Here is an 11,052-nt window from a genome sequence, read left to right as displayed (position 1 = left end):
GGTCCCGGGGGCACCGGGGACCCCGGGGATCCCGGCCCCGAGGGGCCGGGGCGCCGCCTCACGTACCCCAGTCGGCACCAGCTCGCGTCTGAACTGGACCGGGCGCAGTGGTGACGTGCAGCCCCGCACCCACCGGGATCGCCCCGACGGAGCCGGCCGGGCACCTGCTCGCGACGACCTGGACCACGCGGACGGGGAGGGCTCCCCTCGCACCCCATGCGCGTGGTCCAGCAGTTCAGCATATTCACGATTATGCTTATTACGGCTGTGGAGAGCGGCTCCAGCCCCTCTCGAACCCGGCTCGAGGGTCGCGCCGGGCACCGGACGGCGCGCCCGTGCACGTCGGCGCGCACAGGCGGCGCAGTGATGCATCCTCGATGCAGCCCGACTGACTGCGGTGTCGGCAGCTCAGCGCGCATGCGGTCGCCCCTCACACTGCGCGTCGCGCTGACCGCCGCAGTGCGTGTCGGAGGCGATCGGCATGGTGGCGGGCATGTCCGAGGCGACTTCCCCCGCACCTGGCAGCGATGAGCAGCTGCGCGCTCGTTTCGACGCCATCCGCGCCGCGGTGCACGAGCAGCTGCGCCGGGCCGACGCCGAGCGGGCCTGCCGGCGCTCTGGGCACACACCCAGCTCGCCGCTCGAGGAGGACAGCCAGCGAGGGCAGCAGTTGGGACGTATGGCGTGAACAGCTCCCAGGAGGTGCTCGACACGTCGCCGCAAGTTCCAGGTGCGCGTGAACTTTTGACCTAGCGTGCCGTGCACGGGCTCTCGCGCCGAGCTGTTGACGATGCGGCGCCAGCACCCGTGCGGCAGGTCTGCGCGCGTCAGGAGGAGACGGTGTCCCACACCCTGTACGAACCGCTCACTCGCACGCTGCCCGAGCCCGCGCCCCCACCGGTGCACGAGGCAGCCGCAGCGCACGACGCCCTGAGGCCCCGGCGTCAGGAACCAGCACTCCCTGAGCGATCCAGCGCAGGGACCACTGCGCCCGTCAGCGCGGTGCTCGACGGCACCGGGCGCCTGTGGCGGCTGCGCTAGGACACCCTGTGGGAGTTCACCGACCGGGTCATCACCCCCGCGCAACTGCTCGAGGACGCCTACGGCCCCACGCAGCTGGCACCGGCCTGCGCGCTCACCTCCACGCCGACCTCCGCGTCAGCCGCGCGGGGGGTTACGCCCACGGGTGCACGGGTCGATACCGCCCACTGGTTCTGAGGCGCGCACCCGGGTAGGTCCTCGGCCGCAGGTGGCGAGTGGGGCTGTCGCATGCCTGTCCGGGCGGGGCGGCAGGATGACTGACGTGCCCGCACGCGACCTCGATGGCCCCCAGGCTGATCGCCCCCAGCCCGAGCAGCCTGAGCAGGCTCAGCGCCTCGAGCAGGCCAGTGCGGGTGCCATGCCGCACGGCTACACCGAGCTGCTGGAGCAGCTAAAGCAGCGGGTGCGCGACTCGCAGCTGCGCGCGGCCGGGGCGGCCAACGCCGAGCTGCTGCGGCTGTACCACTCCATCGGCCACGACATCCTCACCCGCCAGCAGCACGACGGCTGGGGCGCGAAGGTCATCACCCGCCTGTCCGCGGACCTGCGCGCCGCCTTCCCCGGCCAGCGCGGCTTCTCGGCCACGAGCTTGCAGTACATGCGCGCCTTCGCCGCCGCCTGGCCCACCCCGACGACCGCGCTGACGACACTTGAAGCCCCGGCGCTTCCTCAGGCTCACACCCCCTCCCCCGGCACCGGCATCGGCACGGGCAATCTCCCCACAGCTGTGGGGAGATTGCCGTGGGGGCACGTGCGCACGCTGCTGGACCGCCTCGACGAGCGCGCCACCCGCGACTGGTACGCCGCCAAGGCCCTCGAGCACGGCTGGTCGCGCAACGTCCTGGAGCACCCTCCACGGCGCCAGGGCGCCGCGGCTCCTTCGCCACCCGCCTGCACCAGCGCGAAGGCGCCGCCCCCTCCAACTTCACCGCCCACCTGCCCCCGGCCGACTCCGACCTGGCCCAGCAGCTGACCCGCGACCCGTACGTCTTCGACCACCTCGATGCCACCGATCGCGCCAGCGAAAAGCGCCTAGAGGAGGCCCTGATGGACCGCCTGCAAGCCACTTTGAGCGCCTTCGGGCACGGCATTGGCCTTCGTGGGCCGGCAGGTGCACTTCACCGTCGGCGGTGATGAGCTGGTCGTCGACCAGGAGCCGCGGCGCCCTGGCGCGGTGGAATCTTCTTCCACGTCGAGCAGCTGCGCTACGTCGTGGTCGAGCTGAAGATCGGCCGCTTTCAGCCCGGGTACCTGGGCCAGCTGGGCACCTACGTGGCCATGGTCGACGACAAGCTGCGCCGGCCCCAGCACTCCCCCACCGTGGGCATCCTGCTGGTCGCCGGGCGCAACGAGACCCTGGTGCGCTACGCCCTCTCCAGCGCTGCGGCTCCGGTCGCGGTGGCCACCTTCGACACCCTGCCGCCCGAGCAGCGCGCCGGGCTGCCCGACCCGGCGCTGCTGAGCACCGAGCTGACCAACCAGGTCAGCGCGGTGCTCACCGACGCCCTCGACGACCCCGACGAGAACACCTCGCAGCAGACTCCAGAGCAGTGACCCGGCCACTCCCCCAAGCAGTGAACAGCCCGCGACGTGACGGGTCCGAACACCAGCGCTCGTAGCGGTGCTCAGGTCGATCTCGACACCGCCCTGCGTGCCGGCCGCGGCGCGCTGCAGGCGCCCGTACTGGCGCAGCAGCCCGTTCGAGGGGGCACCTCCCACGAAGTGGGGGAGTCTCGTTGGATCCGCGTTGCCAGGGGCTGTGCGGGTCGGCGAAGTAGACCTGGACGCCGGTGTCGATGCTGAACCGGGCGTGCTGGGCCATCTCCTTGCCGTGGTCCCAAGTCAAAGACTTGCGCAGCTGCAGTGGCAGGCGTTGGACGGCTTGGGCCAGGGCGGGTCGGACCTGCTCGGCGGTGCAGCCGGCGGGCAGGGCCACCAGCACCACGAAGCGCGAGCGGCGCTCGACCAGCGTGGCGATGGCGCTGGAGCGGACCCCGAAGATCAGGTCACCTTCCCAGTGCCCTGGCACTGCCCGGTCCTCGACCTCAGCGGGGCGCTGGCTGATCGGCACGACGCCGACCAGCTGCCCGCGCCCTTGCGGCAGCCGCTTGGCGCGGGGGTAGCGCATGGCTCGACCGGTGCGCAGCGCAGCGCTCAGCTCGCGGCGCAGTGCGCCCCTGGCCTGCACGAACAGGCTCAGGTAGATCGCCTCGTGGCTGACGCGCATGGCCTCACCGTCTTGATCGTCACCAAAGTCCACCCGCAGGCGGGCCGCGATCTGCTGCGGCGACCAGCCCTGCGCCAGGTCGTGCTCGACCCGGGCCCGCAGCCGAGCGGCTGCTGCTGAGGTCCTCGCCAGCTTGCACGTCTTCGGCCGCCGGCCGCGCTGCCAGGCCTTGGCCTCGGCGACCCCGGCGCGGTAGCCGCAACGCCCGCCGCCTCGGGCGACATCCCGGCTGACCCTCGAGGCCGACCGGCCCAGCCGCCGGGCGATCGACCGAGCACTGTCCTTCGCGGCCAGCCCACGGCTGATCTCCTCATGCTCCGCCGCGCTCAACTGGTGAGCGGCCCGACGGCGTGCCGGCCGGCGCACCCCGCCGGTGGCGGCCACGAAGCAGCGCACGCTGGCTGGGCGGTTGATGCCCAGCGACCGCGCGATCGAGCGCAGCGACTCACCCGCGCGCCAGCGCGACCACACCTGGTCCTGCTGCTGCGGACTCAACCCGAACGTCTGCACCAGCCCCAGCTCCACACCCACCACACCATGATCTGAAGGGGGTGGTGCGTTGACCGGTTGAGACCGCCGTCGGTTGATGGATGGCATGGCCGGTATCAGCACGCTCATGCCGATGGCCCAACGGGAACTGAGCGCCTCCAGTGCGACAGCACTGGTCGTTTCGCCCCCTCCCGGCCGTCCCTGTGCCCTCGCTTCCCGGGAAGATCGCAGCGGGGCACTGCGCGCCACCACTGATTGCGCGTCCTCTCCGCCGTTGCACCCACAGTGGGACGGCCGCTAGCGCGGCCTCAGCCCGTCGACCACGACGGTGAGCATGCGCTCCAGCTGAGCGGAGTGCTCAGGTGCGCCGGCCACGGAGAGCGTGCCGGCGAGCAGGCTCCCGACGTCGACCGGGTCGGCGTCCTCGCGCAGCTCGCCCGTGCGGGCGCCGGCGTCGAGGAGGGTCTGCAGGATCTGCTGGACCTCGTCGCAGACGGGGCCGGTCCCGAAGCGCCCGGTGGCGCTCATGGCGACCAGGGCCTCGCTGATGCCGCGCCGCTCGCCCGCCCACTGCGCGAAGCACAGCATCCAGGCGTGCAGGGCCTGTGCCGGTGCCCGGGTGGCCAGCAACGCCTCGGCGTCCTCGCGCAGCGGGCGGATCTGGTCCCGGTAGACCTCCTCGACCAGGTCCTCGCGGGTGGGGAAGTGCCGGTACAGCGTGCCGCTGCCCACGCCGGCGCGCTTGGCGATCGCGTCCAGGGAGATCGCCCGGCCGGACGCGAAAGCGTCGGCGGCGGTGGCGATCAGGTGCTCGCGGTTGCGTCGGGCGTCGGCGCGCAGGGCGGGCGGTGCCGTGGATCGTGCTGGCGAGGGGGGAGCCATGGCGGTGGCCTCCGCTGTCGAGGGTCAAGGACCAGATGCGATCCGGGGATGTCTCCGGTTCAGTGTACGGTGAGCGAAGCGGGGAGGTCCCCGCTTACTTGTCACCCACCCATCCCCCACGGAGGGTCCCCGTGCCCACAGCGCTCATCACCGGCGGCACCACCGGCATCGGCCGCGCCACCGCCGAGCTCCTGCACACCCGGGGCTACCGCCTCGCCGTCACCGGCCACAACCCCGACTCCCTCGCCGCCGCGCGGGACGCACTGCCCGACGACGTCCTCGTCCTGCCGGCCGACGCGCGCGTCAGCGCCGACACCGACGCCCTCGTGCACACCGCCGCCGAACGCCTCGGCCGCCTGGACCTGCTGTTCCTCAACGCGGGGATCTTCCGCCCCGCCCCCGTGGGCGAGGTGAGCGAGGAGTCCTTCGACGAGCACGTCGCCGTCAACCTCAAGGGCCAGTACTTCACCCTCCAGAAGGCCCTGCCGATCATGAACGACGGCGGCTCCATCGTCGTCACCGTCGGCATCGCGGCCCGCCGCGGCAGCCCCGGCGCCACAGTGGGCGCCGCCACCCGCGGTGCGCTCCTCGCGATGCTGCCCTCCCTCGCCCTGGAGCTGGCCCCGCGCCGGATCCGCGTCAACGCCGTAAGCCCCGGCGCCACCGACACCCCGCTGCTGGACAAGCTGGGCGTCCCCCGCAGCGGTCGCGACGCCCTGCGCGCGAGCATCCCCTTCCAGCGCTTGGCCTCCAGCCGCGAGGTCGCAGACGTCGTCGCCTTCCTCGCCTCTGACGCCGCCGGCTACGTCACCGGCCAGGACATCGCCGTCGCCGGCGGCTACGGGCTCGGCGCCTGATACCGCACCACATCCCCCACCGCGCAAGTCCCCACCACGCAAGCCCCCACCACGTGATCCCGCGAACCCTTGGAGAGCCCGATGCCCCTCACCCTCGACACCTACCGCCAGCTGGGACGTTCCGGCCTGCGCGTCTCACCCCTCGCCCTGGGCGCCGCGACCTTCGGCAACGACTGGGGCTGGGGCGCTGAGCGGGACGAAGCGCGCAGGCTGTTCGACCTCTACGTCGAGCGCGGCGGCAACTTCATCGACACCGCCGTCACCTACACCAACGGCACCTCCGAACGCATGCTCGGCGAGTTCGCCAAGCACCGGCGCGACAGCCTGGTCCTGGCCACGAAGTACACCACCCTGCGCCGCCCCGAGGACCCCAACTCCGGCGGCGCGAGCCGCAAGAGCCTCTTCGGGGCGGTCGAGACCAGCCTGCGCCAGCTGGGCACCGACTACATCGACCTGCTCTACCTGCACGTGTGGGACCCCAGCACCCCCGTGGAGGAGGTCCTGCGCGGTCTGGACGACCTCGTGCGGCAGGGCAAGGTCCTCTACGTGGCCATCTCCAACACCCCGGCCTGGCAGGTCGCCCGCCTGCAGACCATCGCCGACCTGCGCGGCTGGGCACCCCTGGTGGCGCTGCAGCTGGAGTACAACCTCATCGAGCGCACCGGAGAGCGCGACCTGCTGCCGATGGCCCGGGAACTGGGAATGGGAACCGTCCTGTGGTCGCCGTTGGCGGGTGGAGTGCTGACTGGCAAGTACAGCCGCGCAGACCTCGCCGCGTCCTCGCCCGGCGCGTCGCCGGTGTCGTCGTCGCCCGTGAAGGGTGAGAGCATCCGCAAGAGCTTCAACGTGGCCCTCGGGGGCGTGACCGAGCGCAGCCTGGCCATCGCGGACGTGGTCAAGGAGGTCGCCGCCGAGATCAACCGCACCCCGGCCCAGGTCGGGCTCGCCTGGACCCTGCAGAACCCGGGCGTCACCGCGCCCGTCGTCGGCGCCCGGACCATCGCGCAGCTGCAGGAGAACCTGGGAGCCCTCGAGGTCGACCTCAGCGCCGGGCAGGTGGCCCGCCTGGACGAGGTCAGCGCGATCGACCTCGGCTTCCCCCACGCCATGCTCGCCAGCGACCACATCCGCGTCCAGACCCGCGGCGACCTGAAGATCCAAGCACGCGCCTGACGGCCCGGCCGGTGCCAGGGGCGACGTCAGCACCGTCCCTGACACCGGCCGCCCGCAGCACCTGAGTGCAGTCGGCTGCAGCCGTAGCACCACGCGATCGAGGGTCACGGTCATCACGCTGGCCAGGACGTCCGCGACGCCCTCACCTGCCGATCTACGGACGGTCCGCCAGGAAGGAGCGCCGCACCCGGCAGCATGGGCCGGCTGTCGCAGATGCTGTTGAAGCCAGGTCTGCATGTCTCCTTGCACAGCTTTCGCCACGGATGCCGCGTGGCCGGTGAAGCCGTGGGGAGAAGAACCAGACCCGCTGGGCGCGTCGGCAGAATCCGGTGAGTGGTGGGGACGTCGACACCCTCATCTTCGTCACGGCCGGCCTACTCGCCGCCTTCGCCGTCTGCCTGATCGCTACGAGCCGACCGCAACGCACGGCGCCCCCACCTCTTTGCTGAGGTGGGGGCGCCTCGTGATGTCAGAACCGCCGCACCGTCTTCCCGGGCGCGGTGAGTCGCGCTTGCAGTGATCGCGAGGGACACCGACGGACGCGGGAGTCACAGACCGGACTGCGACACTCCGTACTCGGCCTCGGAGGAGGTGTAGCCCTCGAACTGCAGCTGGTCGACCAGGCCCTGCCGGGAGAACGAGGAGTACTCCAGGTACTGCTCTGCTGCCTTCGCCGCCTGCTCGTTGTAGTCGACGGTGATGTTGTCCACCCCGTAGGTCGCGTCCTCGGTCGAGAAGCCCTCGAACTCGAGCTGCTTGATGAGTCCGGATCGAGAGAACGCGCTGTAGTCCAGGTAACCCTCCGCCGTGCGCACGGCGTTCTCCTGCGACACGGTCGCCCCAGCGGCCGAGGCGGACGTCTGCGCAGGCGCAGCGGCCTGCGTTGTGGGCGACTGCGAGGGGACTGGGGCAGCCTCGGTGGGCTCGACCACGGCGGGAGCTGCGGTCTCGGCGGCCGGGACGTCGGCGACGGGCGCCTGGGCGCTGATGGAGGGAGCCGCGATCGCCGTGGAGGTGTCCTCGATCGAGGAGTTGGCAGCGCCCATCAGGCTGATGAGGACGATCCAGCCGACGATGCCCAGGGCCAGGGAGATGGAGGAGGTGACGATGCCGGCGGTGACGCGCGCAGGGCTGATCTCGCCGCGCTTCACCTTGCCGCGGGCGACCAGGCCCACGGCGAGGCCAACGACGGAGCAGATGCCGACGACGAAGCCGACGGCGCCCAGGACGACGCTGGCAGTGGCGAGGCCGGAGGGCTGCTGGATCTTGGGGTACTGGGGCGCCGGCTGGTACTGGCTCGGTGCGGACATGGTGCGGACTCCTGAGTGATGCCCTGGGGGGCTCGATGAGCGTAGACAGTTTTCCGGTGGATCGGCGCTGAGGGTCAAGAGTTGAGCGCCGCTGTGACCCCGCTGGGGCCCCCGGCGGCGCCGTTAGAAGGAGAAGCCGAAGCCCACGCTGCTGCTGGTTTGCTGCTTGTCGGTCGAGAAGCCAGTGGCCCACCAGCTGGCGATACCGGCAAAGGGCACTCGCATGGCGCCGGTGTTGACCGCCGGAGCACCAGGTGGGTAGGCGCTGGCCTGGAGCAGGTTCAGGGCTGAACCCTCAAGGCCAGCCGGGTCACCAAGGGCCAGCAGCTGGTTCCGCGTGGTGTCGGTGAGGATCTGCTCCTTCTCATGGGGCTGGACGCGCAGGCGACGAGCTTCAGCAGAGGCCGCAAGGTCGTTGTAGGTGACCCGGTAGGTGGCTTCGTAGAATGCTTGAGTGCTGACCGGGGTGCCCTGGATGAGCCAGCCGCCGGCGATCAGCACCAGTGGCGGGCATTCCTCGCCGCGCTCGGCGGCCAGGGCGATACGAGTCAAGGCCAGATCGAGGGAGGAGGGCAGGGGCAGGACCTCGGGGACCGGAGTCATGGTCTAAGAGATCGCCAACGGCACCCGCCCGCTTGACTCACCTCACCCGTTCGGCCAACGGACGGACACATCGGTGGGCACGCGGCTGCCCGCGCTGGCAGGGGGCAGCTCCACCGCTTCAGGCGCAGCTCAAGAACGCATCCTTGTGGATTACCGTCCCCGGCGATCAGGCAGTTGGAGGAGGTTGATCATCTGATGTAACCAGACGCGGGCGAGCGATGCACCCCGTCGAGCTGGGCGGGTGACGTACCGTCAGGGTCCTCGAGAAGGCGTCGATGACTCCTAGCTAGGAGACGATCCAACAGGCGCGGAGCTGAGCGGTAGGCGACCTGGAGGCAGCGAAGGTGCCGGACGCCTGGCGTGCAGGCGATGGTGGACCGAACGGGTGGTCGAAGCGTCGTGTCACTGCAAGGATTGCTCAAGAAGATCTCCTCGGTGGCCGATGTCGACTGCCCACGCGCAAGTGGAAAGGAGCACCACCTTCCGGACGAGGACGACAGCTCAGGGAAGCTCAGCGCGGAGAAAGCACAGCCACAGCACGTCACCGCCGCTTCCTTCCCGATGTCCTGCTCCAAGCGCTCCTTGGCGCGCGGGGCCAGGCACCACCGGCTGCAGCACTCACGGCGGTGGCCTTCACGGCGGCGCGGTGCTGCATGTCGCGCCGACGGCGGGAGGTGCCGGCGGCACTGAGCGGCACCGGCCAGTGCCGATCGGATGTGCGGTGGAAATGTTCAGGAGCAAGGTACGGGGCAGGCCATGGAGGGCTGGGAGATGGTGCGCAACGGCCGCAGGAACAGATCGTGGTGGCCGTCCGCATCCCGGTGGCGCTCCATGACGATCCTCACCGCCCTGCTGTGGGCGGTCATGACGGGCACGATCATCAGCCGCTGGCCCACCCACGAGGCCCTCGATCCCATCGGTGGCCTGACCGCGACGTTCTTCATCCTCGTCGCCGTGGTGGCGGCCGTGGCCACCGCCCGCCAGCGGCGGCTGCCTGCCCGCTGGCGTCGCGGGTGGTGGCTCATCGCCAGCGGATACGGCCTGCTCATCGCCGCCCACGCCGGCTTCGCCGCCGGCGGCGCTTTTCCCTCGCCCGGTGACCACCTGCGCCTGGCCAGCACCGTCGTGCTCCTGGCGGGGCTGCTGCAGCTGCGCCCTGGCTCGGAGTCAGGAGGCCGACGGGTCAAGGTGGCGCTGGACGTGGCCGTCGTCCTGGCCGCCGGCTTCAGCATCCTGTGGTACTTCGTCCTGGGCCCGGTGATCGTTCACGGCAACTACGCACCGGCGTTCTTGTGGGTGGCGCTGGCCTACCCGCTGGGCGACTTCACGCTGCTGTTCGCCGCGGCCGTCGTCGTCTTGAGGTCCACCGCGTCGCGGCGGCGGGCTCCGATGCTGCTGATGCTCAGCGGCCTGCTGGCGCTGGTCGCGGCCGATGTCCACCGCAGCCGGCGACTGCTGGCCGACGACGCCGCCGGGGCGTTGAGCTTCACCGTGCAGGGCACCGAGTGGCTGCTGCTGATGGCCGGCTTCGCGCTGCTGGCCCTCGGTGGCCTGGAACAGGCCCACCGCGCCGGGCGGCGGCAGGATGAGGACCTGCCCGAGCAGTCCGCGACGGTGACGATGCTGCCCTACCTGGCGGTGGCGGCCGGCTACACGCCCCTGGTCTACCTGGCGCTGCGCAGCGGCCTGTACCCCTGGGGTGGCGTGGTGACCGCCGCGATGGCGATGACCGGCGCGGTCATGGCCCGCCAGTTCCTCGCCCTGCGCGAGAACCACGCGCTGGTCATGACCGACCACCTCACCGGCCTGGCCACCCGGCGACAGCTGCAGGCGCGCCTGCACCGCCTGGTGCCCACCTCCTCCCGGCAGCGGCGCGTCACGGCCTTCTTCCTCATCGACCTCGACCGCTTCAAGGAGGTCAACGACACCCTCGGCCACGACGTGGGCGATGCGCTGCTGCGCGCCTACGCCACCTGCCTGCGCTCGGCGCTGCCCGCGCGCCTGGGCGGTGACGAGTTCGCGGTGCTGCTGCCGCACGCCGCCACGGTCGAGGAGGTGAGGTCGGTGGCCGCGCGGATCGCCGCCATCGCCCAGCGCACCGTCGATGCCGGCGGGCACCTGCTGCACCCCCGCGCCAGCATCGGGGTGGCCATCGCCAGCCCCGGCCTGGCCGGCGCGGAACTGATGCGCCAAGCCGACCGGGCCATGTATCTGGCCAAGCACCGGCGCTCCTGCTCCTGGCACCTGTACGCGGGAGAACCCAGGCACACGGTGCACGAGAACTCGTGGCGCCTGCCGCACCCGGGGCCCGACGCACCCGCGCCCGCACCCTCGTCCGCACCCTCGTCCGAGCAAGCGGCCGGCGGCCCACCACCGCGACCTCCCGCGCCCGGTAGCGATCCCACCGAGCGAGCGGTCACCGATGAGCGCATCGCCTGAAGACCGCCGCGTCGGGGTGAACGGCCGCGCT

The 11,052-nt window shown here is 71.5% G+C and carries 10 protein-coding genes; 6 read left to right on the top strand and 4 right to left on the bottom strand.

Translation table 11 applies throughout. The features are described from left to right. The first annotated feature begins 463 nt into the window (after positions 1 to 463). The 3 genes from GTR00_RS00960 to GTR00_RS22740 all read left to right on the top strand — a co-directional run bounded on the left by GTR00_RS00960 (position 464) and on the right by GTR00_RS22740 (position 2,595). A complete protein-coding gene (locus GTR00_RS00960) occupies positions 464 to 688 on the top strand; it encodes a hypothetical protein (protein ID WP_205704780.1) in 225 nt (74 codons plus the stop codon). A gap of 711 nt (positions 689 to 1,399) precedes the next feature. After that, positions 1,400 to 2,014, top strand: a complete 615-nt coding sequence (locus GTR00_RS22745; protein WP_205704779.1) for a DUF1016 N-terminal domain-containing protein — start codon at positions 1,400 to 1,402, stop codon at positions 2,012 to 2,014. Between the two features lie 239 nt (positions 2,015 to 2,253). After that, the gene (locus tag GTR00_RS22740) at positions 2,254 to 2,595 is read left to right on the top strand and encodes a PDDEXK nuclease domain-containing protein (protein ID WP_205704778.1); all 342 of its coding nucleotides are present in this window, start codon (positions 2,254 to 2,256) and stop codon (positions 2,593 to 2,595) included. Here the strand turns inward: GTR00_RS22740 and GTR00_RS00950 are convergent. Together GTR00_RS00950 and GTR00_RS00945 are read right to left on the bottom strand one after the other, a co-directional pair. Next, positions 2,537 to 3,778 carry an IS30 family transposase gene (locus tag GTR00_RS00950; protein ID WP_456077707.1) on the bottom strand — a complete coding sequence of 414 codons (1,242 nt, stop codon included), beginning with the start codon at positions 3,776 to 3,778 and terminating at the stop codon, positions 2,537 to 2,539. The genes GTR00_RS22740 and GTR00_RS00950 overlap by 59 nt on opposite strands. A gap of 276 nt (positions 3,779 to 4,054) precedes the next feature. Then, complete coding sequence (locus tag GTR00_RS00945; protein ID WP_166609788.1) at positions 4,055 to 4,639, bottom strand: TetR/AcrR family transcriptional regulator; 585 nt, start codon at positions 4,637 to 4,639, stop codon at positions 4,055 to 4,057. Between the two features lie 131 nt (positions 4,640 to 4,770). On the opposite strand from GTR00_RS00945, the gene GTR00_RS00940 reads away from it, so the two are divergent. Together GTR00_RS00940 and GTR00_RS00935 are read left to right on the top strand one after the other, a co-directional pair. Next, positions 4,771 to 5,496, top strand: coding sequence for an SDR family NAD(P)-dependent oxidoreductase (locus GTR00_RS00940; RefSeq protein WP_166609787.1), 726 nt, complete (start codon positions 4,771 to 4,773; stop codon positions 5,494 to 5,496). Between the two features lie 81 nt (positions 5,497 to 5,577). After that, entirely contained in the window at positions 5,578 to 6,669 is a 1,092-nt protein-coding gene (locus GTR00_RS00935; RefSeq protein ID WP_166609786.1) for an aldo/keto reductase, read from the top strand. A gap of 548 nt (positions 6,670 to 7,217) precedes the next feature. Here the strand turns inward: GTR00_RS00935 and GTR00_RS00930 are convergent. Both GTR00_RS00930 and GTR00_RS00925 read right to left on the bottom strand, forming a co-directional pair. Further along, positions 7,218 to 7,979: an Ltp family lipoprotein gene (locus GTR00_RS00930; RefSeq protein WP_205704775.1), complete on the bottom strand. Its 762-nt coding sequence runs from the start codon at positions 7,977 to 7,979 to the stop codon at positions 7,218 to 7,220. A gap of 123 nt (positions 7,980 to 8,102) precedes the next feature. After that, the gene (locus tag GTR00_RS00925; RefSeq protein ID WP_166609785.1) at positions 8,103 to 8,582 is read right to left on the bottom strand and encodes a hypothetical protein; all 480 of its coding nucleotides are present in this window, start codon (positions 8,580 to 8,582) and stop codon (positions 8,103 to 8,105) included. An 831-nt stretch (positions 8,583 to 9,413) separates the two neighbouring features. Here GTR00_RS00925 and GTR00_RS00920 point away from each other — a divergent pair. Further along, positions 9,414 to 11,021 carry a GGDEF domain-containing protein gene (locus GTR00_RS00920; protein ID WP_205704774.1) on the top strand — a complete coding sequence of 536 codons (1,608 nt, stop codon included), beginning with the start codon at positions 9,414 to 9,416 and terminating at the stop codon, positions 11,019 to 11,021. The last annotated feature ends 31 nt before the right edge of the window (positions 11,022 to 11,052 follow it).

It is taken from the genome of Kineococcus indalonis (assembly GCF_009906395.1).
In the GTDB taxonomy this organism is placed as follows: Bacteria; Actinomycetota; Actinomycetes; order Actinomycetales; family Kineococcaceae; genus Kineococcus; species Kineococcus indalonis.
The sequence above is the reverse complement of the archived record's forward strand: the minus strand, read 5'-3'. Positions and strand labels throughout refer to the sequence as shown.

Coding starts and splice junctions, on each gene's coding strand:
- GTR00_RS22745 (WP_205704779.1), top strand. CDS start 1,400: ATGCCGCACGGCTACACCGAGCTGCTGGAGCAGCTAAAGCAGCGGGTG.
- GTR00_RS00945 (WP_166609788.1), bottom strand. CDS start 4,639: ATGGCTCCCCCCTCGCCAGCACGATCCACGGCACCGCCCGCCCTGCGC.
- GTR00_RS00935 (WP_166609786.1), top strand. CDS start 5,578: ATGCCCCTCACCCTCGACACCTACCGCCAGCTGGGACGTTCCGGCCTG.
- GTR00_RS00930 (WP_205704775.1), bottom strand. CDS start 7,979: ATGTCCGCACCGAGCCAGTACCAGCCGGCGCCCCAGTACCCCAAGATC.
- GTR00_RS00925 (WP_166609785.1), bottom strand. CDS start 8,582: ATGACTCCGGTCCCCGAGGTCCTGCCCCTGCCCTCCTCCCTCGATCTG.
- GTR00_RS00920 (WP_205704774.1), top strand. CDS start 9,414: ATGACGATCCTCACCGCCCTGCTGTGGGCGGTCATGACGGGCACGATC.